We start from the raw sequence: 25,703 nt of genomic DNA, 5'->3' as shown, positions 1-25,703 counted from the left end.
GGATATTTCCGTGTTTGCGGAAATGAAAAAAATTATTGCATGTACGAAAAAAGCTATCCTAACAAACGCTTTAAGCACACCATTGAATTTTTAAAAAAACACGTTTCAACTTCTGAGGCTATTTTAGATTTAGGCGTTGTAAATCCGTTTACAAAAATCATGCAAGACCATGGTTACAGCGTTGAAAACACGAAAGGCGAAGATTTGGATATCGACACATCAACCATTATAAATTCAAAAGCCCAAGTTGTTACCGCTTTCGAAATATGCGAGCATTTGCTCTCTCCTTTCACGGTTTTAAAATCTATAAAAGCCGATAAACTGGTGGCCAGTGTACCGCTTAAATTATGGTTTTCTTCGGCTTATCGAAGCAAAACGGATATGTTGGACAGACATTACCACGAGTTTGAAGATTGGCAATTCGATTGGCTATTGGAAAAAGCCGGTTGGAAAATTATGGATAGACAAAAATGGACCAACCCCACAAAAAAGATTGGCATCCGCCCTATTTTACGTTGGTTTATCCCAAGGTATTATATAGTTTATGCGGAAAGAATCAGAAATCCAAAAACATAAATTCCAAAAGGTTTAACTTTGAATATTAAATTTTAAACTTTGAATTTCTACATCATTATTCCAGCGCACAACGAAGCGCCTTCAATAAAACTGACTTTAGATTCGTTGGTAAATCAAACCCATTTACCCAAAAAAGTGGTTGTGGTTAATGATAATTCTACCGATAACACTCAAAATATTGTTGCAGCTTTCGTTGAAAAGCACCCTTGGATTTCATTGGTAAACGCTTCGTCCTCAAATCAACATTTACCGGGTTCAAAAATCATCAATGCGTTTTACAAGGGTTATGAAACTTTAGATGACAATTATGATGTGATCTGTAAATTTGATGCAGATTTAATTTTTCCCGACAACTATTTAAAACAACTCACCTATCATTTTAACAACAATGAAAAACTAGGTATGGTTTCGGGGTTTTGCTATATTGAAAAAAACGGCGATTGGGTTTTAGAAAATCTAACCAATAAAGACCACATTCGGGGCGCATTAAAAACCTATAGAAAACAATGTTTTTTAGATATTGGCAAACTCAAACCATCTATGGGTTGGGATACGGTTGATGAACTGCTCGCCCAATTTTACGGGTGGACTATTTCAACCGACGAAACCCTTAAAGTAAAACACTTAAAACCCACAGGTATTAGTTATAATAAAGCCTCAAAATATTTGCAGGGCGAAGCCATGTATAAAATGCGTTATGGTTTTGTAATCACATTTATTTCGGCTTTAAAATTGGCTTTTAAAAAGAATAGTTTCGGATTATTTATAGATTATTTAGCGGGTTATTTTAAAGCTAAAAAGCAAAAATTAGAGCATTTGGTTTCTGAAAAAGAAGGTGAATTTATTAGGGATTTACGGTGGAAAGGCATGCTTAATAAACTAAAATAAGCACCATCTCGACACTTGATTTGTCAGAAAAAAAACGATACCTTCGTTTACTTGTGCTGAACTTGTTTCAGTAACGACCGATAAAGTTCATTGAAACGGAACTTTATCTTAGCATTAAACGAACCATTCTGCTAATTAAAACTCCAACCTTTATAAGTGCTCGACGCTTCTAATTGGTTTTCAATGGCATCATCCAATTCTGGAAAAAAATCAATACCCGTTAGGTTTTCAATAGTATCCACAGAAACCACAAACTCATATAGTGGTTTATCGGAATCTTCGTGTGGCATCAAAAAAGCTATCATTTTTGGTTTGCCGCTATTGTTATCAATCAACACTTTGTAAAATTGATTGGGTACTGAAACAGCCTCGTCACCAATGGTTTTCATTTTGCCGTTTAAAACGCCGCCCGTAATTACAAAAACGCCATCGTACTTGCTTGCCCAATAGCGTACTTTCTGTTCTAAAGCATTCCAAATACCCGCATTGAAATCGTGTTTTTGCGGACTAATATTACTGGTTAAAAACGTTTCGTCGTGCGCCGATTTACTGTATCGTCTATCGCCGGCAGGACACAAATGTCCGCGGTCGTAACCTGAATTTTTATAGTTGCGCCAATGGGCTGCTCCGGTTTTTACAGCTTCGTCAATCTCAAAATAAGGGCGGGTAAAATTCGAATTTGAAAGATGTGATTTCTTCAACTCGTAAGCCACCCATTCCGCTTGTTCGTGTGGCTCGCTATACGATAACGAATAGCCTTCGTGATGGATGATTTGCCCCGTGGTACTTGTTGGTAAAAAATAGGCGTTGGTATCGTTTTTAGCTGATTTACCTTCAGAAACAACCTCGGCTTTTTCTTCTTCATTTAAAAAATATTCATAGCCATAAACACCCAATAAAATTAAGATGGCTATGATGGAATATAATGTGCGCTTGTTCAAATTATTCTAAAACAATTTCCAATGGTTTACCAATGGCGCCGTTTGGTAAACTAATACCCAACAATGCCGACATGGTTGGTGCAATATCGGTGATTTCTGTTTTTTGCAAGGTTTGCCCGTGCTTAATCCCGTTTCCAAAAAACAATAGAGGCACATGGGTATCGTAATTCAAGCCGCTGCCGTGTGTTGAACCTGTTTTATGATAGGAAATAAAAGCGGGTTCTGGAACTATAATAACATCGCCCGAGCGTTTTTGGTTAAACCCTTTTTGCAATAAGGCTTCAATACCTATGGTAAATTGTGTTGAGCGCATTGTGGTTGCAGCGTAAACCTTATCGATATGGTCGTAAGTAATAAGCTCGTTTACAATAGCGTTTTGCACATCAGTTAAATTCAATCCCAATGCTTTAATCTTTTCGCGGTTTAAGAAAATTTGATTGTTGCTTACGTTTTCAATTAAATCCGAATCTTTATAAGTGATTTCCATAAAAGCTTCAAACTGCTTTTTTGTTTTCCTATTATCTAAATATCCTGACGGAATCTTTACCGATTTTAAATACGCCGGCACATCAATGGCTGCATGATCGGCGGTTAAAAACACCGTGTAATTACCTTTACCAACCTGAGCATCTAAAGCATTAAACAAACGCTCTAAATCTTTATCCAATCGAATGTAAGTGTCTTGAACTTCTTTAGAGTTTACCCCAAAATTATGCCCCACATAATCGGTACTTGAATAGCTTACGGCTAACACATCGGTATCGTTGTCTTGTCCTAATTGTTCGCCTTTTAAAGCTGCCAGGGCAAAATCGGTCGTTAAGCTGTTTCCATAAGCCGTAGCTTTTAATAAATCGTAACCTCCGTTTTCATCTTTTAAAACATCCAATTGATACGGAAACGTTGCGGTTTCCTTTCCTTTAAAGCCACCTTCGAAGGTATTTAAATCGCTACCGCTTTCGGTGTACGTGTTAATATCGTAAAGGGTATTCCATTCGGTTAAATATTTTGAAACCGATTTTTCAGCATTAAAATCCTTTACCCATTTTGGCAAATCATTCATATAAAACGTACTGGAAATCCAGTTGCCTTCATCTTTTCCTTGAAACCAATAAGCTGCATTTGCCGTATGTCCCGCAGGTAAAACCGCCCCTCTGTCTTTAATGGAAACTCCAATGGTTTTTCCGCGCATTTGCGTAAAAAGCCTATTCTCGTCTCCAAAAGTTGTGGTTTTCATGCGGTGCGGAGACATTTGCCCCGAGCTGGCCGAAGTTCCAACAGATTGCACCTCATCATCGCCAGCACAATACACACTTGTTTTAATTTCTTTATCGTACCAGTTATTGCCAATAATACCGTGATATTTGGGCGTTGTGCCCGTATAAACCGAAGCATGACCAGGTCCCGTGTAGGTTGGCACGTAATTGAAGTGATTGTTTTTACAGTTAAAACCCTCGTTAATCATGCGCATAAATCCGCCAGTTCCAAACTTGTTTTCAAAACGGGTTAAATAATCATAACGCATTTGGTCGACTACAATACCAACCACCAATTTAGGTTTTGCGCTAAGCGTTTCTGTTTTAGCTTGTTGCCTTTTTACTTGCGGTCTTTGGGCTTGGGAAATATTGAACAAAAAAATAATTAAAAGAAAAGGGACTGTGTTATTTAGCATGATAAATTATTTATAAGCTCAAAAATACATATTTTAAAATATGATATTTTAAAATTAAGGTTAAATTCTATAACTTTTTTTACTTTAGCAGTTACAAAATTTTATATGACTTACCTTCATAATATTGGATTATATTTTTTGATGATTGTTGAGATGTTTCGCAAGCCAACTAAATGGTCTGTAATGAAAACATTGATCCTTAAGGATATTGACGATTTAATTATTGGATCACTCGGTATTATTGCTTTTATCTCGTTTTTTGTTGGTGGGGTAATTACCATTCAAACGGCATTGAATATAGACAATCCCTTAATTCCAAAATACTTGGTAGGTTTTGCTACTAGGCAATCTGTTATCTTAGAATTTGCACCAACTTTCACCTCTATTATTATGGCGGGTAAAGTAGGTTCGTTTATTACATCAAGCATAGGCACAATGCGTGTTACAGAGCAAATTGATGCCTTGGAGGTTATGGGAATAAATTCACTTAACTATTTGGTTTTCCCTAAAACAGTAGCTTTATTGCTGTACCCTTTTGCCATTGCCATTGGTATGTTTTTGGGCATTTTAGGCGGTATGGCCGCTTGTGTTTTTGGTGGCTACACCTCGTTGGCAGATTACATACTTGGGCTGCAAACAGATTTCGACACCTTTCATGTGGCCTATTCGTTTGTTAAAACTTTTATTTTTGCTTTTGTTTTGGCAACCATTCCGTCGTTTCATGGTTATTATATGAAAGGCGGCGCACTGGAAGTTGGTAAAGCGAGTACAACCTCGTTTGTATGGACTGCCGTAGTTATTATTTTATTGAATTATATATTAACGGATATGATGTTAGGACAATGATAGAAGTTAAAAATTTACATAAATCGTTTGGTGATGTTAAAGTTTTAAAAGGCATTAGCACCACTTTTGAAAAAGGCATAACCAATCTTATAATTGGGCAAAGTGGCTCGGGTAAAACGGTGTTTTTAAAGTGTTTATTAGGACTGTTTGATTACGAAGAAGGCACAATAGCTTATGGGGGCAAAATATTTTCTCAATTAACCGAAGACCAAAAACGTAATTTACGTGCCGAAATTGGCATGGTTTTTCAAGGCAGTGCTTTGTTTGATTCGATGACCATTGCACAGAACGTCATGTTTCCGTTACGCATGTTTACCAATCAGAGTAAAAGCGAAATGGAAGATCGTGTAGACTTTGTATTAAAACGCGTAAACCTTGATGGTGCACATAACAAAATGCCGAGTGAAGCTTCTGGTGGTATGCAAAAACGTGTTGCCATTGCTCGTGCTATTGTAAATAAGCCAAAATATTTGTTTTGCGACGAACCCAATTCTGGATTAGACCCTAAAACAGCCATTGTTATTGATAATTTGATCCAGGAGATTACAGACGAATACCAAATCATTACGGTAATTAACTCCCACGATATGAACTCGGTTATGGAAATTGGTGAAAAAATCGTGTTTTTAAAAGACGGTGTAAAAGCTTGGGAAGGCTCAAATAAAACCATTTTTAAAACCGATAACGAAGCCGTTACAAATTTTGTTTACTCTTCAGAATTGTTTAAAAAAGTTCGTAAAATGTATATTGAGGAGAACGAGTGATTCCAGTATTCCGTGTTCCGTGTTCCGTGTTCAAAATTAATTCACCCGTTTAACTTCCAATTTATTGGTGTTCAATTTTAGTTTCAACCATTTTTCAAGTTTTTCCCGTTCTTTTGCCCTAACAGATTCATTGGTCAAGGAATCAATCCACTTTACTGAAAACACCGATAAGGTATCCGTTTTTTTAAAGTTGGTGTTTATAACCTTAGCATACGAAAACTCATCTATGTTTTCATAATTAATTTCCACTTCATTCGTTAAGCCTTCAAACGGAATATAATTTTGTTCATATTGAGAGAGCTGTTTTACTTTATTTTCTAAATACCTTATTTTTTCAGATTGCGATAATAAATCTAAAGAATCCCGTGTACGGAGCTCTTCCATGTATTTAAAGTTGTCCAAACCTTGGCTTCTGCTCTGGTTAAACTTAAGCTTGGTATTGTACTTGCTTAATGCCGGATACGATGCCATTCGGTTTTGTAAGACTGAAATGGTGCTTTCCGGAATTTCATCCAATCCAAAAGAATTCAACTCAATCACACTATTTTCAGCCCCTCCGTATTTATACAAGGAGTTTTTCTTGATATATTCTGAATGCGGAAGCGCATCCAATTCCTTGTTTATAAATGCCTGTGCATCAACCTCAAAAGTACTTTCTTGATAAACGCTAAAAAAGGTAAAGCCCGCAGGAACCATAACAACTATGGCCAACAGCATCGCCATTCTTGAAATAAACCGACGCTTTTTTGAATTGGCGTATTTAAGCATAGGAAACCGTAACACTTTCAGCACCAAAAAGGTTGCCAAAGCAATAAATATAGTGTTGATGGTAAACAAATACATAGCTCCGAAAAAGTACTCCCAATTGCCTTTTGCCAAACCGTAACCCGCAGTACACAGCGGTGGCATTAATGCCGTGGCAATGGCAACGCCAAATATTACCGAGGCTATGGTGCCACGTTTTGTACGTGCAATAATAAGTGCCAAACCACCAAAAAAGGCTATTAAAACATCGCGAATGTCGGGTTGCACCCTGCCTAAAAGCTCTGAAGTATCTTCGCTCAACGGAAAAAACCTAAAAAACAAAAATGCGGTTATTAAACTTAGCGCAATCATTATCGCCAAATTTATAAGCGACCTCTTTAGGGTATCAATATCGTTAATGGCAATAGAAAGCCCAACGCCCAAAATAGGTCCCATTAACGGCGAAATTAACATGGCACCAATTACCACAGCTGTCGAGTTGGCATTTAATCCAACCGATGCCACAAAAATGGAACAAATTAAAATCCAAGCCGTTGCGCCTTTAAACGAAATGTCGCCTTTTATGGCATTAACGGTAGCATCTCTATCGGTATCCTCACGAAAATCCAATAGCTCGCTAAAAAAGGTATTAATGCTTTGCCATAGCCCTTTAGCATCTTTTCTAACCGCATCTTTAGATTGCTCTACGGCTTTCTCTTTGTTGTTTTCTTCCTCCGAAAAGTTAAATTTATTTTCTTCCATACGCTTTAAATTCCAAAATTGAAATTCCAAATTCTCTTTTTCAGAAAATAGAAATCAATATTACACGAATATATAAAAAATTCTAGGCTATTTATTTCAAAAAAATAAGCACAAATTTAAATCCGTGGTTTTTAGCCCAAATGATTGCCAAATTTATGCTTTACTTTTTGAAGTACTTTTTTAATATCCTGCTCTTTCGATTTTGGATAAATGAGCAAAACCTCATCTTTATCAACTATAATGTAATCCTGTAAACCATCAACCACAACCACTTTATCATTTTTGGTGCGTATCATATTTCCAGAGGCTTCTTCGGTTAAAGTCCTGGAGTTTACAACGGCATTTCCTGCCTTGTCTTTATCTAATTTATCATACAAACTGCCCCAGGTTCCTAAATCGTTCCAATCAAATTCCGCAGCAATTACAAATACATTATTGGATTTTTCCATAATGGCATAATCCACCGAAATGTTTTCAGCTTTTTCGTAATTGATTCTAATAAAATCGTCTTCAGCATCGGTATTATAAGCGCTTATTCCATTTTCGAATAAGGCATACAATGCAGGTTGGTTGTTTTTAAATGCTTCAACAACGCTTTTAACGCTCCACATAAAAATACCGGCATTCCATAAAAAATTACCCTGTGCAATAAAGGTTTTTGCGGTTTCGTAATCTGGTTTTTCCCTAAACTGATTTACCGATTTTATCGCTTCCGCGGAAGCGTTATCAAACTCAATATACCCATAGCCGGTATTGGGGAATGTTGGCGTGATGCCCAACGTCATTAATGCGTTATTTTCGGCACAATAATCGAAGGCCTGTTGTACGTTTTTAGCAAAAATATTTTCGTCCTCAATCCAATGATCGCTTGGTGCCACAATCATTACCGCGTCTGGGTTTTCTTTTTGGATTTTTAACGAAGCGTACAAAATACAAGGTGCCGTGTTTCGCATTGCCGGTTCTAAAACCACTTGGCGTTTTGTTACCTCTGGAAGCTGTTCGAAAACCAAATCGTTATAGCGCTCGTTTGTTAAAATGAAAATATTTTCCTTTGGAATTAAATGCGCTAAGCGATTAAATGTTTTTTGAATGAGCGTATCACCGGTGCCCAACATATCGTGAAATTGTTTGGGGAACGCTTCTGTACTTACGGGCCAAAATCTTGAGCCTACACCTCCAGCCATCAATATGGCATAATAATTTTTGTTCATTAAAATTTAGTTTTTATTTATGTGATTCCTGCCTTCGCAGAAATGATAATCAATTTAATAATTCTACCTCTGCATTCGGGTTGAAAAGATACAACTTTCCTGTTTTAAGCTCAACGCATTCATAGCGTTTTACACGTTTATTCCCTTTTTTAAATATTTTTCCGTTATACAATTTAAAGGCTTGTCCCAAAGGCACTTCAAATACATAGGTTTTATTATTTGGCGCGTCAAATTGCTTTAATGCCAAAGCTAATTTTACATCGGTATCGCTCGATGCTTTTGGGTTTTTAAAATGATTTGCCAAAAGGGGCAACAAGTCATTCGGGAAAATATCAGGATTTAAAAAGGGTAACATTAAATGCTGAAAACTACGTTTCCACTCCAAACCGTGTGGTTTAATAAATCTGCCATGTGTGTTGTAGGCTTCAAAATGGGCAATTTCGTGTAATAAGGTAATTAAAAATCGGTAGGCATTTAAATTGGAGTTTATTGTAATTTGATGCTTCCCGTTTGGCAATTGCTTATAATCGCCATGGCGGGTTTTACGCTCGTTTTTAATTTTTACCGTTAGATTATCGTGCTCCAAAAGTTTTATAACTTGCGGTATCGCCCCTTGTGGAATGTAATCTTTTAACTGATTTTGCATTATACGAAAATAGTTAAATCTTATGCAATTAATTTTATTGGTTTTCCTTTTTTCAAATGAATTTATCACATCCTTTCCGGAACCTCAATCCCTAAAACACGAAAGGCATTTTTAATGGTTAAAGCGACTTTGTTTGAAAGCTGCACCCTAAATAGTTTATCCAACGCATTATCTGCGCCTAAAATGGACACGTTTTGGTAGAACGAATTGAACGACTTTACCAACTCGTAGGTGTAATTGGCAACCAATGCCGGACTATGCTGTGTTGCGGCATTTTGGATTACTTCCGGAAATAACTGAAGTTGCTTTAAAAGCTCTTTTTCTTTGCTGTGCAAAGGTCTTTCAATAATATCGTTTTTTGGTTTTGAATAATCAAAATTTGCTTTTCTTATTATCGATTGAATTCTGGCATAGGTATATTGAATAAACGGCCCCGTATTGCCTTGAAAATCTATAGATTCCTTTGGGTCGAATAAAATACGCTTTTTAGGGTCTACCTTTAAAATGTAATATTTTAATGCGCCCAAACCAATGATTTTGTAAAGCTCTTGTTTCTCGGTTTCGGAATAGCCATCGAGTTTCCCCAATTCTTCTGAAATCTCGCCAGCAGTTTTTGCCATGTCATCGATTAAATCGTCGGCATCAACAACAGTGCCTTCTCTACTTTTCATTTTCCCCGAAGGTAAATCTACCATGCCGTAGCTTAAATGGTAGAGGTTTTTTGCCCAATCGAACCCTAGTTTTTTCAGAATTAAAAACAAGACTTGAAAATGGTAATCTTGCTCGTTACCAACGGTGTAAACCATACCGCCAACATCTGGAAAATCCTTAATACGTTGTATGGCCGTACCAATATCCTGCGTCATGTAAACCGCAGTACCATCAGCACGTTGTACTATTTTTTTATCTAAACCATCTTCGGTTAAATCACACCAAACCGAGCCATCCTCTTCTTCTTCAAAAACACCAGTTCTTAAACCTTCTTCAACAAATTCCTTACCCAATAAATAGGTGTTGCTTTCGTAGTACAAAGTATCAAAATCGACGCCTAAATTTTTATAGGTTACATCAAACCCATCATAAACCCAGCCGTTCATTTTTTTCCAAAGTGCAACGGTTTCTGCATCACCGGCTTCCCATTTTAACAGCATGTTTTGGGCTTCCAATAAAATTGGCGCATTCTTTTTTGCTTCCTCGGTACTTATGCCATTGGCTATTAGTTTTTCGACCTCTTTCTTATATTCTTGATCGAATTTTACATAGTAATTACCTACCAGTTTATCACCTTTTAAACCTGTGCTTTCTGGCGTTTCACCAATACCCAAACGTTTCCAAGCCAACATACTTTTACAAATATGGATGCCTCTATCGTTTATAATTTGTGTTTTATACACTTTTTTGCCCGATGCTTTTAAGATTTCGGCAACGCTGTAACCCAATAAATTGTTTCGTACGTGCCCTAAGTGCAACGGCTTGTTGGTGTTTGGCGAAGAATACTCAACCATTACCGCTTTTTCATCTTTATTTATAGCTGAAAATCCGTAAGTTTCATCTTCAAGAATAGCGTTAAAAAAACGCGTAAAATACACATCGCTAATTTCTATATTCAAAAAGCCTTTCACAACATTAAATGCTTTAACATCATCAACATGTTCAACCAAATAGTTACCAACGGTCTCACCAATTTGCACGGGGTTTCCTTTAATAAAACGCAGCATGGGAAAAATGACAACGGTAATATCGCCGGCAAATTCTTTTCTGGTGGCTTGAAATTCTACGGCATCAATTTCTAAACTATATGCTGTTTGTATGGCTTGTTTTACGTGCTTGGATAATATCTCCTGAGGGCTCATTTACTATAACTTTTTAAGTGAGCAAAGATAGGATATTTATTAATTTTTAAAGTTCAAAATAATTCCAATAAATAAAAAGTTTAATTACGTTTAGAGCAATTAAACCTATATCCAATTATTTATAACCTAAATTACTTTTTTCCTCCTAAAAAACTTAATGCTATTGCAACCAAACCTAGGGCTATTGTAATATAAGAATTTGTATTGTCTTGTGCTTCTACACTAAACCCGCCAATGCTTACAGATGCTTCAGGAGCAATTAACGTATAAATACCGTAACCAATTAGCACAATACCCACTATTAAAAGAATCATTTTTACACTTTTGTTCATACACCCATTAGTTTAATTATCTAGTAATATAACAAAATTTTTAATCTTAAATTATAATTGGCGATTTAAACACCTTTGATAACACAAAAAACAAAGGACGCATTTCGTCGATAAACACACCGTTTTTCTATTTTTTTTGCCGTTAATCTATTCGTCGATTTTAACAATAATTTTCAGTGTTCTTTTTATCTGATTTTTTGGTATTAAAACGCAGAAATTAGCATTATGCATCTCTTTTTACAACTTTTGTTTTGTAAAGCTATTAAATTCAACATTAAAAGACAATTTAAAACAAATATTACAACTTAATAGAGTAATCTTTATTTCCCTCAAATAAGGCACCTTTATATCATTATCACTGCTTTGTTATTGGTGTAATTTAGATATTGTATGAGGAAAATAATTACGTTATTTTTATTTATGTCTGTCTGCTCTGGGTTTTCTCAATCCGAAGAGTTGGATAGTCTTTCCATACAATTGGCTTTCCAAAATCAAGACAGTTTAAAAGTTGACACTTCCCTTAAGCTTATAAAACTACTTTACGAAACAAACGATTTTGATCGCGCTATTAAATATATTATTGAAAGCGAAAAACTATCAAACCAACTTAACTACCATAAAGGTATTGCCGAAGTGGCATATTACAAAGCCTTAATTTATGCGAACAAAAACGATTATATAAATGCGGTTAACGGCTACAACAAATCGAAAGCGCTGTATCGGCAGTTAAACGATGTAGTTGGTGTTGCAAAAGTTAACAACAGTATTGGTTTACTGGAAATTAAACGCGGTAATTATGCCTTGGGCTTGCAATATGCACTATCGGCTATAGAAGAGCTGGAAAAACGAAACCTTACCAACGAGCTTAAACTGTCGTACAGCAATTTAGCCAAAGCGTATTACAACATTAATGCCGTAGACAAGGCCATTGAATACTACCTTAAAGCGGCAGAAATACAGGAACAGTTAAATGACACGAAAGGTATTAACGAATCCAACAGTTATTTGGCTGAATTGTTTTCATCTAGAAAAGAACACAGAAAAGCTATTGAATATTACGAAAAAATACTAAATAGCAAGAATGCAAACAGCGATTCCATCCGAAGAATGGTCTACCCCAAATTAGGCGGCGAATACCTAAAATTCAATGATTTTGACAAAGCTGAAAAATATCTGGTAAAAGGTTATAATTTAAACTTCCGAAATAAAGATAAGTCCAGTTTTTTAACCGTACTAAACAATTTGGGAGAATTAAATTTACAACAGGGGCGGTTGGTTTTAGCCGAAAAACAACTAACGGAAGCGGGCGACATTGCCAAAGAGCTCAACAACAAAAAAGAACTGTTAAGGCATTATAAACTAATGAAGGTTCTGGACTCCATCAAAAAAAGATTTGATAGGGCTTTTGAGTGGCAACGCGAATACTATACATTAAAAAACGAGTTAAGCAAAAACAGTGCAAATGTTAACTTAAAAACCAATAACGTCGCCAAACTTGAATTGGATCCGGATTTTGATAGAGAAGAAACAAAACCCAAAAACGACATAAAACCCGAACCCACAAACAACGCTGTCGTTTCAGAGAGCAAACAAAAGTTCGATAGGTTTAAACTCATTTTTTATGCCTTATTGGCCGCATTAGCTATAGTATCCACTTTTTTAATATTAATTTATTTAAAACGAAATAGCAGAATAAAATACACCCAAGAACTTGAGGAAAAAAACATAAAAATCCAATTGCAAAACGAAGCTTTTCAAGAACAAACAAAGCATCTTGAAAACGTAAACAATGTAAAAGACAAACTATTCTCCATTGTATCGCACGATTTAAAAGATTCGCTATCCTCAATCAACGGCTTTATAGATTTACTAAAAGACGGCTCGCTATCCCGCGAAGAGTTCGATAATTTAATTCCAGAGTTAAGCGAAAACGCCAATAGCGCGTCCTTATTACTGTTCAATTTGCTAAATTGGTCTAAATCCCAAATGCATTCATTGGAGCCCAAACCAAGCTTGTTTGATGTGCAGGAGGTTTTTGAGGACAAAATTAAGCTCATCGAACAACGCATGGAAAACAAAGGCATCACACTCGTAGACCGTTCCATGCGCGACTTTGCTTATGCCGATAGAAGCATGTTCGAAATTGTTGTCCAAAATTTGCTGGCAAATGCCCTAAAATTCAGTAATACCGGCGATACCATTACCATTTCAAACCGCATTAGCAATGGCAGTTGCATTATTAGCATTGCCGATACCGGCGTTGGTATTTCTAAACAAAACCTAGACAAGCTTTTTAAAAGCAACACCTTTACAACCTTGGGCACAAATAACGAAAAAGGAACAGGTTTAGGGCTTTCAATTTGTAAAGAGCTAATAGAACTCAACAATGGAAAAATTTGGGTAGAAAGCACCCCAGATGTTGGCAGCACATTTTATGTAAAATTACCAAAATCGAAACCAACAGCTTAAATTTAGCAAAGCAAACATTTTTAAGTATTTGGGCGTTACCCCACTTGTTCGCTGAGGCTCTCGAAGCGGCGTCGGGCTTTACATTACAATCTTTTTGTTCGTGCCTTACAAAAAGGATTTCCACTGCAATCCCTAACGCATCTCTTTGCCCAATTACTTTTTAGGCAAAAACACCTCGGCCATCATGCAACGGGCACTACCGCCACCACAAGCCTCAATAGTGTTTAAAGAACTCGACAATATTTTAGTATGCTTTTCCAACTTTTCAATTTGGGATTTTGTTAGCGAATCATAAGCCGATTGGCTCATTATTAAATATAACACATCGTCAGTTCCTTTTACCTGCAGCATATTACCCGCAAAATTGGCAACTTGCTCTTCGCTAATATCTACAATCTCTTTGCCGTTTTCCTTTAAGTGCTTAATGACGTTTTTACGTTCTTTTTTATCATCAATACTAGCTAAGCAAATTACGGCAAAAGTTTCACCCAAACACATCATAACATTGGTATGATAAATGGCCTTACGCTTATTATCAACGGTTTGGTATGCTGTAAAAATTACCGGTGTATATTCAAAATCCTCACAAAATTCTATTAACAAATCTTCATCGGCACGAGGCGATAGCGCACAATAGGCTTTACGGTTTGCACGGTCCAAAATCACGCTACCAGTGCCTTCAAGAAACACATTTTCTTCTTCGGCACTCGTATAATCCACTATGTGATTGATTACAAAACCTTCCTTTTCAAGCTCTGTTAAAACATCTTCGCGTCGTTCCAAACGCCTGTTTTCTGCAAACATGGGATATAGCCCTACGTTTCCATTTTCATGAAACGAGATCCAGTTGTTCGGAAAAATGGAGTCTGGTGTATCAAACTCTGCAGTATCGTTTACCACCACCACATGCACACCAATGCCTCTTAGTTTATCAACATAGGCATCAAACTCTTTTTGCGCTTTGGTATTAATAGTTTCGGGCAAAACACCATCAATGGGTTCTTGATAATAATTGTTTACAGCCGTTTGCTCGTTCATCCTAAAATTTATAGGACGAATCATTAATATGGTATTTGTGGTTTGTTGCATTTGCTTAGTCATTTTCGTTGTAAAAGTATAACTATTTTACATTATAGTATACCATTTGAATAATATTTAAGCCACCAAAAAAACTGGATTTTGTCAGAAAAAAAACGACACCTTCGTTTAACAACCGATAAAGTTCATTAAAACGGAACTTTATCTTTGCATTACAGGTCATTAAAAAAAACACTAAATTACATCAGAGCAATTAGTATTTCTTATTCGTATCTCTTTTTTCTTAAGGTAAGAACAAAGAAAAAATAGAACTTAATAAAGCGGTGAAAACCCTGCTATAGAGCATGTATCAATAAAATGGTTAACGATTTATCTGTTTGCCTATTGCACGGACAATTCGCAGCAAATGCTCTTTGCTTTCTAAGTGACTGGTATGCTTCCAATTTGCCATGAAAACTATGGCGATTTCGTTCTTGTAATCCGCAAAAATAAACTGGCCAAATGAACCTATCGTATGCATCAACCCATCGTCTCGCAGCATCCAGACTTGATTTCTGTAATCCTCTTGTTGTCCAAGTACAAAATAAGGCGATAGGGGCTCTGTAGGTGGTTGGTCAAAAGTTGATTCAAAATAACCCTCAGGGATTACCCTCTTACCTTTAAAACTGCCTCTATTTAACATCATTTGGCCAAATCTAGCAGCATCCCTTAATGTTATTGCCATACCCCAGCTAGCGCCTGCATTGCCGTCTTCATCAATTGAAACAGCTGCATCATAACGGGCTTGTAAGGGGCGCCAGAAATTTTCTTCTATCAACTGGGCATATTGCTTACCTGTGACCTGTTCAGCAACCATAGCCAAGACCTGAGTATTCATATCATTATATGAAAATTTGTTGCCCGCAACGAAAGATGGTTTTTGAAACTGCTGAATAAATGACAAAGTTGAACGATGTTCAACACCTAGCGCCTTTGGCTTTAGGCCCATATGAACTTCACTCATAAAGCCAAAATCATATGCGTTGTGGTAACTACCAAAGTTAGGAAAACCCACTTCCATATCAAGCATATTTTGCAGGGTAGAACCTTTGAAAACATCGGCATTCAAGTCAGGTAAATATTCGTCCACATTAGCGCCTAAATCTAATAGACCCTCGCTTGCTAACTTATGGATTAACATACCGGTGAACGTTTTTGAACTAGATTGTAAAATTTGAATATCATGTTTTTGCATGCCTTGGTCGTAGGTTTCAAAAACTAGTTTTCCTTCATACATCACAGCAAAGCCTTTCATTTGTATTGACTTCAGAAGGTCTAGTAATGGAACATCTTTTTCTGTATCAACAGAAACTTTTAGCTCCATGAGATTAAATGGGTCATTTATTATTTCTTCAAGTGCTGCTGCTTCAGGGTCAGCGTGGATGGTAGCCATTGGTATAAACTCTCGTGGGTGATGACTTGCATAACGGCTATAAGGCCAATACTGCCAATTAAGGAGATTGATATCACTTCGCTCGAACGGCATATCAAATGGATTGTTGCGTATCTCATCAAGCTTTTCATTAATGCTTATTGCTTCATTATCTTGGGCGCTGGCTTGTGAGCTGAGAAATGAAAAGCAGAACATAATTAACAGTTGAATTGCTTGATAGCCGGCTTTCGAGTTTATTGTCATTTTTATTTTTATTTTTATTAAAGATAGCGAAACTATATGGCATTAATTGTCTACCTTATGATAAAAAAGAATAACGTCCTGTAACACAACCTATAAACAATACGAGCTTCGTGCTAAATCGAAAGGTTTGTGTATTTTTATGAAGACCGCAAAATCTTTTGTCACGAACCGTCGGGATTGCTTTAGAACAAAAAAAAGAATAAATAAAACACAAAGATTTTGCTATGTGCGTGGCGGAAAACAAACGCTAGTTTGCCCCCGTACTGTTCAAAGCTCAAGCGTTAAACGAACATTTCAAAAATTCAATCCCGAATTAAAGGCAATGTAGAGCATCGCAGTAGACCTTCCTGTTTTGCTATTTCGGCATAGGGGACTTCTTCAACCGTAAACCCTTGTTGGCGCAACCAGGTATTTAATCGGGTAAAGTTTTGTTCGGAAATAATAACCTTTTCAGAAATTGAAAACACGTTACTGTTCATGTGGTACATTTCGTCTTTGGTAATTTCAAACACATTTTCTTTTCCGAAAAAATTCAATAACCATTCGTATTCGCTTTCTACTAAAAACCCGTTTTTATGTAAAATGGCTTTATTGGTTCCAATGGGCTGAAAACAGCAATCTAAATGCAATGCGTTTTCTTTGGGATTGGTATTTGATTTTCTGAGTTCGAAAGACTTCACCATCTTGTTTGGAAACAATTCTTGTATCGTCGTTACAGCATCCGTATTGGTGCGGGCCGTGATATAATCCGGGTAATCGGCACCCGAATACGTGCCTATAAAAATATAGTCGTTCCAAGGCATAACATCGCCACCTTCCACATGGCATGCTACGGGTAAAATGATTCTGTTTTTTTCCGGAACTTGATCCCAGATATAATCAATGGCGTGTACTTCTTCTTCCCGATTTGGAAGAATATTGGCGCGTATCATTTTATCTTCAATAACAAAGGCGATATCGCGCGAGAATATTTGATTGCAGTTTTTTATGACTTTTGGTCGGTATACCTGTACGTCGTATTTTATAAAAACGGCAGCCACAGCCTCCATTTCCTTAAGCATATCGGCTTCCTTGGGATAGGTGCCCGCCAAAACATGCTCGATGCTTTTAGGGTCGTAACAATCCTCAACTTTAGGTGTTGGCCCGTTGCTTTCTGCCGTTCCTAAAACAACGGCTCGCAATCGAGAGGTTTCATTTTTAATATTCAGTTTCAACATGATGCAAACGTAAAAAATATATTCTTTTTTTTCGATATTCCCATTAAAAATATTATTCTATTATTTATTCTTCAAAAAAATAAAAAAGCTCCATAAAAAATTATGAAGCTTTAATATAATAAAATATGTGTATCTATCTATTATCAATAGTTTTAAAAGGCCTTTGCGTTTCGCCAATATACAATTGTCTTGGCCTGCCAATAGGTTCTTTTCTCAATCGCATTTCGCGCCATTGTGCAATCCATCCCGGTAAACGTCCCATGGCAAACATAACCGTAAACATTTCTACCGGAATGCCCATAGCCCTATAAATAATCCCTGAGTAAAAATCGACGTTTGGATACAGCTTTCTCTCCACAAAATACGGATCTTCCAAGGCTTCTTTGGCCAAACCTTTGGCGATGTCTAAAATTGGATCGTCTATACCCAAATCGGCTAAGACTTCATCCGCCGCTTGTTTAATTATAAGTGCTCTCGGGTCAAAGTTTTTGTAAACCCTATGCCCAAAGCCCATTAAACGGAAAGGGTCGTTTTTATCTTTGGCTTTCGCCATGTATCTTTTAGTGTCTCCGCCATCTGCCCTTATGGCTTCAAGCATTTCTAAAACGGCTTGGTTTGCACCGCCATGAAGTGGTCCCCATAGTGCAGAAATACCAGAGGCGAGCGACACAAATAAACCTACATGGGATGACCCTGCAATCCTTACGGTTGACGTTGAACAGTTTTGCTCATGATCGGCATGTAAAATTAAAAGTTTGTCTAATGCGTTAACCAAAATTGGGTTTTGTTCGTAATCATCACTTGGGCTTTTAAACATCATCTTCAATAAATTCTCTACATAGCCCAATTTATTGCTTCCATAATCTAAAGGTAAGCCATTCTTTTTACGTAAAGTCCAAGCCACCAACACCGGGAATTTCGCCATTATCCTCACGATAGCATTGTACATTTGTTCTTCTGAGTTTACATCTACAGAAGATGGGTAAAATGCTGTAAGTGCACTGGTTAACGAAGACAAAACACCCATGGGGTGTGCCGATTTTGGAAATGCATCTAAAATCTTTTTAATATCATCGTCTACAACAGAATGCGATCTAATATCGTTTCTAAACTTATCCAATTGCTCTTTTGTTGGTAATTCTCCAAAAATCAACAGATACGATACTTCTAAGAAGCTTGCTTTTTCGGCCAGTTCTTCAATGGCATATCCTCTATATCTTAAAATGCCTTTTTCGCCATCTAAAAAGGTAATTGCGCTTTCACAACTTCCTGTATTTTTATAACCCGGATCTAATGTGATTACTCCACCCGTTGCATTTCGTAATGTTTCAATATCTATTGCAACTTCATTTTCTGCTCCAATAACAATTGGGAATTCGTGTTTATTACCGTTAATTTCTAACGTAGCTTTATCTGACATATAGTAAATTTTTCTTATTGAATTGTAATCGAAACCGACTCCACGAATTTACAAAATATCTCCTTATTTTTAAAGCTTATTGCAAACGATTTCGCTGATATGCGAATTATTAAAATTGATGGCAACAAAAAAAGGGTGGTTATTATTTTTAATAACCGCCCTTTTAAAATATTTAAATTGTATTTATTTTATTTTGAAAGCCTTTTCTTGAGGAAAATAAGCAACTTCACCCAGCTCTTCTTCTATACGAAGTAATTGATTGTACTTTGCCATACGATCGCTTCGAGATGCCGAACCTGTTTTAATTTGCCCCGTATTTAAAGCTACGGCCAAATCTGCAATGGTATTATCTTCAGTCTCTCCAGAACGGTGGGACATAACCGATGTGTAACCTGCATTATGCGCCATATTAACGGCTGCAATGGTTTCGGTTAAGGTACCAATTTGGTTTACCTTAATAAGGATTGAATTGGCTATGCCTTCATTTATACCTCTTGATAAACGCTCTACGTTGGTTACAAATAAATCGTCGCCTACCAATTGCACTGTATCTCCAACCAATTCGGTTAAATGTTTCCAGCCATCCCAATCGTTTTCATCCATACCATCTTCAATTGAGATGATTGGGTATTTAGAAGCTAATTCAGCTAAGTATTCAGCTTGTTCTTTTGATGTTCTTACAACACCCGAATCGCCTTCAAACTTTTTATAATCGTATTGTCCGTTTTCGTAAAACTCCGCCGCCGCACAATCTAAAGCGATTTTTACTTCGTCTCCAAATTTATAACCAGCATTTTCTACTGCTTTTGCGATTGTATCCAAAGCATCTTCAGTCCCTCCCGGTAAGTTTGGTGCAAATCCACCTTCATCGCCTACAGCCGTACTTAAATTCCTGTCGTGCAATACTTTTTTAAGGTTATGGAAAATCTCGGTTCCCATTTGCATCGCATGTGAAAAGCTTTTAGCTTTTACCGGCATAATCATAAACTCTTGAAATGCAATGGGTGCATCACTATGCGATCCTCCGTTAATAATATTCATCATTGGTAAAGGTAAGGTGTTTGCAGAAACCCCGCCCACATAACGATACAATGGCATATTCAATTCGTTGGCAGCTGCTTTTGCAACCGCTAAAGAAACGCCTAAAATAGCATTAGCGCCTAATTTTGATTTGTTTGGTGTACCATCTAAATCAATCATTATTTTATCAATAAGGTTTTGTTCGAAAACCGAAACTCCTATAAGCTCTTCAGCAATACTGGTATTCACGTTTTCAACCGCTTTTAAAACACCTTTACCCATATAAGTATTTCCGCCATCACGTAACTCAACTGCTTCGTGCTCTCCGGTTGATGCGCCTGAAGGTACGGCAGCTCTACCTAATATGTTATTTTCTGTTACTACATCAACTTCTACTGTTGGATTTCCTCTAGAATCTAGAATTTGTCTTGCGTGGATATTAATTATTATACTCATAATTGGTTTACTTTTAATCGTTTAACTATTTCAAATTTACGTTTAAATATCGTCTTATTTTAGATGTTTTTGAAGAATTTCACAAAATTACATCTATAACGTTTTAGTGGATTCCCGTATTTACGGGAAAGGCTCCCAATGCTTCGAGACAAACGAAACCGCGATGTTACACATCGGGGAATTCACTTGTAATAAACCCCAAAAACAGCGTTCTATTTTTGGGGTTTATTTAGGTTTTATTTCTTTATGTTTTCGATAAACTGATCGAAAAGATAGGATGAGTCATGTGGCCCAGGGCTGGCTTCGGGATGGTACTGTACCGAAAAACAGTTTTTGTTTTTCATGGCTAAACCAGCAACCGTATGGTCGTTTAAGTGCACATGGGTTATTTCCAAATCTGGGTTTGCTTCGGCCTCTTCCCGGTTTACTGCAAATCCGTGGTTTTGAGATGTTATTTCGCCCTTCCCTGTTTTAAGGTTTTTTACCGGGTGATTAATACCTCGATGCCCATTGTGCATTTTATAAGTAGATACGCCATTTGCCAAGGCAATAACTTGATGCCCCAAACAGATGCCGAAAAGCGGCAAATCCCTTTTAATGATTTCTTTAGCGACTTCTTGGGCTTCAACCAATGGCTCGGGATCTCCAGGGCCGTTTGACAAGAAATATCCGTCGGGTTTAAAGGCTTCTAAATCTTCAAACTTTGCATTGTACGGAAATACTTTTATGTATGCATCGCGTTTGGCAATGTTTCGAAGAATATTCTTTTTAATTCCAATATCCAAAGCCGCTACTTTATAGGTGGCGTTTTCATCACCAAAATAATACGGTTCTTTAGTGGATACTTTTGATGCCAGTTCCAATCCGTTCATTTCGGGCACTTCACTCAACTGCTTTTTTAAGCCTTCAATATTATCAACCTCTGTTGAAATAACAGCGTTCATAGCGCCGTGGTCTCTAATATAACTCACCAAAGCTCTGGTGTCTACATCTGAAATAGCCAGTAAATTATTATCGTCTAAAAACTCTTCCAACGATTTATCTGCAATGTCCCTTGAGTATTCGTAACTAAAGTTTTTTACGATTAAACCTGCAATTTTTATGGAGTCGGATTCTACTTCATCTTTATTCGTGCCATAGTTGCCAATATGTGCATTGGTGGCCACCATAAGCTGACCGTAGTACGACGGGTCTGTAAAAATTTCTTGATAGCCCGTCATGCCCGTATTAAAACATACTTCGCCAAATGCAGTGCCTTGTTTGTTGCCTACAGCTTTACCGTAAAAAATAGTACCATCGGCCAGAAGTACGATGCCTTTTTGTCTTTTTTGATATTTCATCTAATACTTAAATTCATAAGATTTCCGCATGCGCGGAAACAGGGTTTTACAAAATTGCATAAAAAAAAGGATAAACTAAAATAGTTTATCCTTTATATTTAAAATGCTTATTAACATTTATTCTTCTTCCTCGTTTGTTGTTTTGTTTTCTGCAACTGGAGCAACAACAGGTTTTGAACCTCCTCTTCTGCTTCTACGAGTTGTTTTCTTCTCTTTCTTGCCAGCGTTATAAATTTCGTTATAATCTACAAGTTCAATCATAGCCATATCAGCATTATCACCTAAACGATTACCAAGCTTTATAATTCTTGTGTAACCTCCCGGTCTGTCACCAACCTTAGTCGCTACATCTCTAAACAATTCCGCAACAGCGTCTTTTTGTCTTAAGCGTGCCATAACGATACGTCTGTTATGTGTTGTATCTTCTTTAGATTTAGTAATCATGGGCTCAACAAATTGCTTTAATGCTTTTGCTTTAGCTACTGTTGTGTTAATACGCTTGTGCTCGATTAAAGAGCAAGCCATATTTGCCAACATTGATTTTCTGTGTGCAGTTTTTCTGCCTAAGTGATTGAATTTTTTTCCGTGTCTCATGACATTTGTTTTATCATCTTGCTACCATACTCGACTAGCGAGGAGCAAAATATGATTAATTAATCTTTATCTAATTTGTATTTTGATAAGTCCATTCCGAAGTTTAAACCTTTAACGTTTACAAGCTCTTCAAGCTCTGTTAATGATTTTTTACCAAAGTTACGGAACTTCATTAAATCGTTTTTGTTAAATGACACCAAGTCGCCTAAAGTATCAACCTCTGCGGCTTTTAAACAGTTAAGTGCACGTACCGATAAATCCATATCGATCAATTTCGTTTTTAATAACTGACGCATATGTAATGATTCTTCATCATACGTTTCGGTTTGTGCAATTTCATCAGCTTCAAGCGTGATACGCTCATCAGAGAATAACATGAAGTGGTGAATTAACGTTTTAGCACCTTCGGTTAAAGCATCTTGTGGTGTAATTGAACCATCGGTTATGATTTCAAAAACCAATTTTTCATAATCGGTTTTTTGCTCTACACGGTAGTTCTCAATACTGTACTTTACGTTTTTTATTGGTGTGTAAATTGAATCTGTAAAGATGGTACCTATTGGTGCAGAAGACTTTTTGTTTTCTTCGGCAGGCACGTAACCTCTACCTTTTTCAATTGTAATTTCCATGTTAAAGTTAACCTTAGGATCTAAGTTACAGATAACCAACTCTGTATTTAACACTTGGAATCCTGAGATGAATTTTTGGAAATCGCCAGCTGTAATTTGTTCTTGTCCTGAAATTGAAATTGAAATTGATTCGTTATCAATATCTTCAATCTGTCTTTTAAAACGAACTTGTTTTAGGTTTAAGATGATTTCCGTTACATCTTCAACCACTCCAGCGATTGCTGAAAACTCATGATCTACACCTTCTATCCTAACCGATGTAATAGCAAATCCTTCTAAAGAAGATAATAAAACTCTTCTTAATGCATTACCAACTGTTAATCCGTAACCAGGTTCTAGTGGTCTGAATTCGAATTTTCCTTCGAAATCAGTAGAATCAATCATGATTACCTTATCAGGCTTTTGAAAATTAAATACTGCCATATTGTTCTTCGTTTTAATTGTTATTTGGTTGCGCGGTTTATAAGTTTGAAGAAGACTAATAAACCCTTTGGCCAAATACCAATGTGATTAATTTATTATTTAGAATATAATTCGACGATGAATTGTTCGTTTATGTTTTCCGGGATTTGGATTCTAGCAGGAACAGAAACGTATGTTCCAGATTTAGTTTCGTTGTTCCAGGTAATCCATTCGTAAACAGCACTTGAGTTTGAAAGCGATCTTTCAATAGCATCGAGTGATTTTGATTTTTCCCTTACAGCAACTACATCACCGGCTTTTAATTGGTAAGAAGGTATGTTTACCAACTCGCCGTTTACCGTAATGTGTCTGTGAGACACCAATTGTCTTGCACCACTTCTTGAAGGAGAAATTCCCATTCTGTAAACTACATTGTCTAATCTAGACTCGCAAAGTTGTAATAAAACCTCACCAGTAATTCCTTGTGCTGCTCTTGCTTTTTTAAACAAACCTCTAAATTGACGCTCTAAAATACCATAGGTATATTTAGCTTTTTGTTTTTCCATTAATTGGATTGCGTATTCAGATTTTTTTCCACGACGTCTTGCGTTTCCGTGTTGACCTGGAGGATAATTTCTTTTCTCGAAAGATTTATCTTCTCCAAAAATAGCTTCACCGAACTTTCGGGCTATTTTAGTTTTAGGACCAGTATATCTTGCCATTTTAAATTGTTTTTAAGAGTGATTATGAATTAAGGTCTTAATCTTATCCTTCGATAATCATTTTATCTCTTGATTGATACTTGATTATTATTTTTTTTCAGTTTGCAAATGTATGCAAAAAATTAACACCATTAGAGTTTCTAATGGCATTAATTTTTAAATTCAAAATTCTGAATTTAGAACTATTAAACCCTTCTACGTTTTGGAGGACGACAACCATTGTGCGGTAATGGTGTAACATCAATAATTTCTGTTACCTCGATACCTGCGTTGTGGATAGAACGGATAGCAGATTCTCTACCGTTTCCTGGTCCTTTTACGTATACTTTTACTTTCTTTAATCCAGCCTCTAACGCTACTGCAGCAGCATCTTCAGCGGCTAATTGTGCAGCGTAAGGTGTGTTCTTTTTTGAACCTCTAAATCCCATTTTACCCGCAGACGACCATGAAATTACGTCGCCTTTTTTGTTGGTAAGTGAAATAATGATGTTGTTAAAAGAAGCGGTTACGTGAGCTTCTCCAACAGCATCTACAATAACTTTACGTTTTTTTGTGCTTGTTTTTGCCATATTGTTTTAGTTCTCAGTTATTAGTTGATAGTCGCTAGAATCCTAAACCTTTTAAATTTCAAACAGATTCCTTCCAACGTCTAAATACTAAAGACTAATTAATTATTTAGTTGCTTTCTTTTTATTGGCAACTGTTTTTCTTCTACCTTTTCTTGTTCTGGAGTTGTTTTTAGTACGTTGCCCTCTTAACGGAAGACTAGATCTGTGACGAATACCTCTGTAACATCCAATATCCATTAATCGCTTAATGTTTAATTGTGTTTCAGAACGTAATTCACCTTCAATGGTAAATGCTCCAACAGCTTCACGAATGCCCGCTATTTGATCATCTGTCCAATCTTGAACTTTAATACTTTCATCAACTTTAGCTTCAGCTAAAATTTCTTTTGCTCTACTTCTACCTACTCCGTAGATATAAGTTAAAGAGATAACTCCTCTTTTGTTTTTTGGTATGTCTACACCTGCAATTCTTGCCATAGCTTATCCTTGTCTTTGTTTGAATCTAGGATTCTTTTTGTTAATTACGTAAAGTCTACCTTTTCTGCGCACGATTTTACAATCTGCACTTCTTTTTTTAACTGATGCTCTTACTTTCATCTTTATTCAGTTTTAAATTCAAGGTTCAATATTCAAAATTCAAAATTCAAGTTCAGTTTAACTTTAAACTTTGAATTTCTAACTTTGAACTTTGAACTTTTAATATCTATAAGTTATTCGAGCCTTCGTTAAATCGTAAGGACTCATTTCTAATTTAACCTTATCTCCTGGCAATAATTTAATGTAATGCATACGCATTTTACCAGAAATATGTGCTGTCACTATGTGACCGTTTTCTAATTCTACACGAAACATCGCATTTGATAATGCTTCAATAATGGTTCCGTCTTGTTCTATTGCTGCTTGTTTTGCCATAGTTTATA

The 25,703-nt window shown here is 36.5% G+C and carries 25 protein-coding genes; 5 read left to right on the top strand and 20 right to left on the bottom strand.

The genetic code is table 11. The features are described 5' to 3' along the window. The first annotated feature begins 39 nt into the window (after nt 1-39). Both ACN5J7_RS02705 and ACN5J7_RS02700 read left to right on the top strand, forming a co-directional pair. On the top strand, nt 40-576 hold the full coding sequence (locus ACN5J7_RS02705; protein WP_418602556.1) for a methyltransferase: 537 nt from the start codon (nt 40-42) through the stop codon (nt 574-576). Between the two features lie 39 nt (nt 577-615). Then, nucleotides 616-1,464, top strand: a complete 849-nt coding sequence (locus ACN5J7_RS02700) for a glycosyltransferase (protein ID WP_418602555.1) — start codon at nt 616-618, stop codon at nt 1,462-1,464. A 131-nt stretch (nt 1,465-1,595) separates the two neighbouring features. Here ACN5J7_RS02700 and ACN5J7_RS02695 read toward each other — a convergent pair whose 3' ends face one another. Both ACN5J7_RS02695 and pafA read right to left on the bottom strand, forming a co-directional pair. Continuing rightward, the gene (locus tag ACN5J7_RS02695) at nt 1,596-2,405 is read right to left on the bottom strand and encodes a DNA/RNA non-specific endonuclease (protein WP_418602554.1); all 810 of its coding nucleotides are present in this window, start codon (nt 2,403-2,405) and stop codon (nt 1,596-1,598) included. A 1-nt stretch (nt 2,406) separates the two neighbouring features. Further along, nucleotides 2,407-4,074: an alkaline phosphatase PafA gene (gene pafA, locus ACN5J7_RS02690; RefSeq protein WP_418602552.1), complete on the bottom strand. Its 1,668-nt coding sequence runs from the start codon at nt 4,072-4,074 to the stop codon at nt 2,407-2,409. 105 nt (nt 4,075-4,179) lie between these two features. Between pafA and ACN5J7_RS02685 the strand changes: the two genes are divergently transcribed. Continuing rightward, complete coding sequence (locus tag ACN5J7_RS02685) at nt 4,180-4,920, top strand: ABC transporter permease (protein ID WP_311939310.1); 741 nt, start codon at nt 4,180-4,182, stop codon at nt 4,918-4,920. Continuing rightward, on the top strand, nt 4,917-5,684 hold the full coding sequence (locus tag ACN5J7_RS02680) for an ABC transporter ATP-binding protein (RefSeq protein ID WP_311939307.1): 768 nt from the start codon (nt 4,917-4,919) through the stop codon (nt 5,682-5,684). Before ACN5J7_RS02685 ends, ACN5J7_RS02680 begins: the two co-directional genes overlap by 4 nt. 36 nt (nt 5,685-5,720) lie before the next feature. Here ACN5J7_RS02680 and ACN5J7_RS02675 read toward each other — a convergent pair whose 3' ends face one another. The 5 genes from ACN5J7_RS02675 to ACN5J7_RS02655 form a co-directional block, all read right to left on the bottom strand. Then, nucleotides 5,721-7,190, bottom strand: a complete 1,470-nt coding sequence (locus ACN5J7_RS02675) for a TIGR00341 family protein (RefSeq protein ID WP_311940561.1) — start codon at nt 7,188-7,190, stop codon at nt 5,721-5,723. A 131-nt stretch (nt 7,191-7,321) separates the two neighbouring features. Next, entirely contained in the window at nt 7,322-8,401 is a 1,080-nt protein-coding gene (locus ACN5J7_RS02670; protein WP_418602550.1) for a mannose-1-phosphate guanylyltransferase, read from the bottom strand. Nucleotides 8,402-8,450: 49 nt separating this feature from the next. Continuing rightward, nucleotides 8,451-9,047 (bottom strand): SprT-like domain-containing protein, encoded by a 597-nt coding sequence (locus tag ACN5J7_RS02665; protein ID WP_311939302.1) that lies wholly within the window; start codon nt 9,045-9,047, stop codon nt 8,451-8,453. Between the two features lie 65 nt (nt 9,048-9,112). Beyond that, a complete protein-coding gene (gene argS, locus ACN5J7_RS02660) occupies nt 9,113-10,900 on the bottom strand; it encodes an arginine--tRNA ligase (RefSeq protein ID WP_418602548.1) in 1,788 nt (595 codons plus the stop codon). A 131-nt stretch (nt 10,901-11,031) separates the two neighbouring features. Then, complete coding sequence (locus ACN5J7_RS02655) at nt 11,032-11,232, bottom strand: hypothetical protein (protein WP_418602547.1); 201 nt, start codon at nt 11,230-11,232, stop codon at nt 11,032-11,034. Nucleotides 11,233-11,622: 390 nt separating this feature from the next. Here ACN5J7_RS02655 and ACN5J7_RS02650 point away from each other — a divergent pair, with 390 nt between their 5' ends. Continuing rightward, on the top strand, nt 11,623-13,701 hold the full coding sequence (locus ACN5J7_RS02650; RefSeq protein ID WP_418602546.1) for an ATP-binding protein: 2,079 nt from the start codon (nt 11,623-11,625) through the stop codon (nt 13,699-13,701). Between the two features lie 153 nt (nt 13,702-13,854). Here the strand turns inward: ACN5J7_RS02650 and ctlX are convergent, their stop codons facing one another. The 13 genes from ctlX to infA form a co-directional block, all read right to left on the bottom strand. Next, on the bottom strand, nt 13,855-14,790 hold the full coding sequence (gene ctlX, locus ACN5J7_RS02645; RefSeq protein ID WP_311939291.1) for a citrulline utilization hydrolase CtlX: 936 nt from the start codon (nt 14,788-14,790) through the stop codon (nt 13,855-13,857). Between the two features lie 310 nt (nt 14,791-15,100). Beyond that, nucleotides 15,101-16,414 (bottom strand): serine hydrolase domain-containing protein, encoded by a 1,314-nt coding sequence (locus ACN5J7_RS02640; protein WP_418602543.1) that lies wholly within the window; start codon nt 16,412-16,414, stop codon nt 15,101-15,103. 302 nt (nt 16,415-16,716) lie between these two features. Then, nucleotides 16,717-17,631 (bottom strand): dimethylarginine dimethylaminohydrolase family protein, encoded by a 915-nt coding sequence (locus tag ACN5J7_RS02635; protein ID WP_418602541.1) that lies wholly within the window; start codon nt 17,629-17,631, stop codon nt 16,717-16,719. Nucleotides 17,632-17,764: 133 nt separating this feature from the next. After that, a complete protein-coding gene (locus tag ACN5J7_RS02630; RefSeq protein ID WP_418602540.1) occupies nt 17,765-19,051 on the bottom strand; it encodes a citrate synthase in 1,287 nt (428 codons plus the stop codon). Between the two features lie 183 nt (nt 19,052-19,234). Then, nucleotides 19,235-20,527 carry a phosphopyruvate hydratase gene (eno, locus tag ACN5J7_RS02625; protein ID WP_418602539.1) on the bottom strand — a complete coding sequence of 431 codons (1,293 nt, stop codon included), beginning with the start codon at nt 20,525-20,527 and terminating at the stop codon, nt 19,235-19,237. Nucleotides 20,528-20,763: 236 nt separating this feature from the next. Then, nucleotides 20,764-21,867, bottom strand: a complete 1,104-nt coding sequence (gene carA, locus ACN5J7_RS02620) for a glutamine-hydrolyzing carbamoyl-phosphate synthase small subunit (protein ID WP_418602537.1) — start codon at nt 21,865-21,867, stop codon at nt 20,764-20,766. Nucleotides 21,868-21,984: 117 nt separating this feature from the next. Then, complete coding sequence (gene rplQ / locus ACN5J7_RS02615; RefSeq protein ID WP_418602536.1) at nt 21,985-22,461, bottom strand: 50S ribosomal protein L17; 477 nt, start codon at nt 22,459-22,461, stop codon at nt 21,985-21,987. 59 nt (nt 22,462-22,520) lie between these two features. After that, nucleotides 22,521-23,513, bottom strand: coding sequence for a DNA-directed RNA polymerase subunit alpha (locus tag ACN5J7_RS02610; protein ID WP_311939269.1), 993 nt, complete (start codon nt 23,511-23,513; stop codon nt 22,521-22,523). A gap of 95 nt (nt 23,514-23,608) precedes the next feature. Beyond that, nucleotides 23,609-24,214: a 30S ribosomal protein S4 gene (gene rpsD, locus ACN5J7_RS02605; protein WP_311939266.1), complete on the bottom strand. Its 606-nt coding sequence runs from the start codon at nt 24,212-24,214 to the stop codon at nt 23,609-23,611. 185 nt (nt 24,215-24,399) lie between these two features. Further along, nucleotides 24,400-24,783, bottom strand: a complete 384-nt coding sequence (rpsK, locus tag ACN5J7_RS02600) for a 30S ribosomal protein S11 (RefSeq protein WP_311939263.1) — start codon at nt 24,781-24,783, stop codon at nt 24,400-24,402. A 102-nt stretch (nt 24,784-24,885) separates the two neighbouring features. Next, a complete protein-coding gene (gene rpsM, locus ACN5J7_RS02595; protein ID WP_311939262.1) occupies nt 24,886-25,260 on the bottom strand; it encodes a 30S ribosomal protein S13 in 375 nt (124 codons plus the stop codon). Nucleotides 25,261-25,263: 3 nt separating this feature from the next. Then, nucleotides 25,264-25,380, bottom strand: coding sequence for a type B 50S ribosomal protein L36 (ykgO, locus tag ACN5J7_RS02590; protein WP_013305171.1), 117 nt, complete (start codon nt 25,378-25,380; stop codon nt 25,264-25,266). 99 nt (nt 25,381-25,479) lie between these two features. Further along, on the bottom strand, nt 25,480-25,695 hold the full coding sequence (gene infA / locus ACN5J7_RS02585; protein WP_007094967.1) for a translation initiation factor IF-1: 216 nt from the start codon (nt 25,693-25,695) through the stop codon (nt 25,480-25,482). Nucleotides 25,696-25,703: the final 8 nt, after the last annotated feature.

Origin of the sequence: Hwangdonia sp. (assembly GCF_048381975.1) — a bacterium.
Lineage (GTDB): Bacteria > Bacteroidota > Bacteroidia > Flavobacteriales > Flavobacteriaceae > Hwangdonia > Hwangdonia seohaensis.
Note: the sequence above shows the minus strand (reverse complement) of the source record. Positions and strands in the feature narration are given on the sequence as shown.

Excerpts from the sequence above, each read along its gene's own strand:
- eno (WP_418602539.1), bottom strand. The coding sequence starts at position 20,527 with ATGAGTATAATAATTAATATCCACGCAAGACAAATTCTAGATTCTAGA.
- pafA (WP_418602552.1), bottom strand. The coding sequence starts at position 4,074 with ATGCTAAATAACACAGTCCCTTTTCTTTTAATTATTTTTTTGTTCAAT.
- ACN5J7_RS02635 (WP_418602541.1), bottom strand. The coding sequence starts at position 17,631 with ATGTTGAAACTGAATATTAAAAATGAAACCTCTCGATTGCGAGCCGTT.
- ACN5J7_RS02655 (WP_418602547.1), bottom strand. The coding sequence starts at position 11,232 with ATGAACAAAAGTGTAAAAATGATTCTTTTAATAGTGGGTATTGTGCTA.
- ACN5J7_RS02670 (WP_418602550.1), bottom strand. The coding sequence starts at position 8,401 with ATGAACAAAAATTATTATGCCATATTGATGGCTGGAGGTGTAGGCTCA.
- ACN5J7_RS02680 (WP_311939307.1), top strand. The coding sequence starts at position 4,917 with ATGATAGAAGTTAAAAATTTACATAAATCGTTTGGTGATGTTAAAGTT.
- argS (WP_418602548.1), bottom strand. The coding sequence starts at position 10,900 with ATGAGCCCTCAGGAGATATTATCCAAGCACGTAAAACAAGCCATACAA.
- infA (WP_007094967.1), bottom strand. The coding sequence starts at position 25,695 with ATGGCAAAACAAGCAGCAATAGAACAAGACGGAACCATTATTGAAGCA.
- ACN5J7_RS02665 (WP_311939302.1), bottom strand. The coding sequence starts at position 9,047 with ATGCAAAATCAGTTAAAAGATTACATTCCACAAGGGGCGATACCGCAA.
- carA (WP_418602537.1), bottom strand. The coding sequence starts at position 21,867 with ATGAAATATCAAAAAAGACAAAAAGGCATCGTACTTCTGGCCGATGGT.
- rplQ (WP_418602536.1), bottom strand. The coding sequence starts at position 22,461 with ATGAGACACGGAAAAAAATTCAATCACTTAGGCAGAAAAACTGCACAC.
- ACN5J7_RS02705 (WP_418602556.1), top strand. The coding sequence starts at position 40 with ATGTACGAAAAAAGCTATCCTAACAAACGCTTTAAGCACACCATTGAA.
- ACN5J7_RS02675 (WP_311940561.1), bottom strand. The coding sequence starts at position 7,190 with ATGGAAGAAAATAAATTTAACTTTTCGGAGGAAGAAAACAACAAAGAG.
- ACN5J7_RS02685 (WP_311939310.1), top strand. The coding sequence starts at position 4,180 with ATGACTTACCTTCATAATATTGGATTATATTTTTTGATGATTGTTGAG.
- ACN5J7_RS02640 (WP_418602543.1), bottom strand. The coding sequence starts at position 16,414 with ATGACAATAAACTCGAAAGCCGGCTATCAAGCAATTCAACTGTTAATT.
- ykgO (WP_013305171.1), bottom strand. The coding sequence starts at position 25,380 with ATGAAAGTAAGAGCATCAGTTAAAAAAAGAAGTGCAGATTGTAAAATC.
- ACN5J7_RS02650 (WP_418602546.1), top strand. The coding sequence starts at position 11,623 with ATGAGGAAAATAATTACGTTATTTTTATTTATGTCTGTCTGCTCTGGG.
- ctlX (WP_311939291.1), bottom strand. The coding sequence starts at position 14,790 with ATGCAACAAACCACAAATACCATATTAATGATTCGTCCTATAAATTTT.
- ACN5J7_RS02610 (WP_311939269.1), bottom strand. The coding sequence starts at position 23,513 with ATGGCAGTATTTAATTTTCAAAAGCCTGATAAGGTAATCATGATTGAT.
- rpsM (WP_311939262.1), bottom strand. The coding sequence starts at position 25,260 with ATGGCAAGAATTGCAGGTGTAGACATACCAAAAAACAAAAGAGGAGTT.
- rpsK (WP_311939263.1), bottom strand. The coding sequence starts at position 24,783 with ATGGCAAAAACAAGCACAAAAAAACGTAAAGTTATTGTAGATGCTGTT.
- ACN5J7_RS02630 (WP_418602540.1), bottom strand. The coding sequence starts at position 19,051 with ATGTCAGATAAAGCTACGTTAGAAATTAACGGTAATAAACACGAATTC.
- rpsD (WP_311939266.1), bottom strand. The coding sequence starts at position 24,214 with ATGGCAAGATATACTGGTCCTAAAACTAAAATAGCCCGAAAGTTCGGT.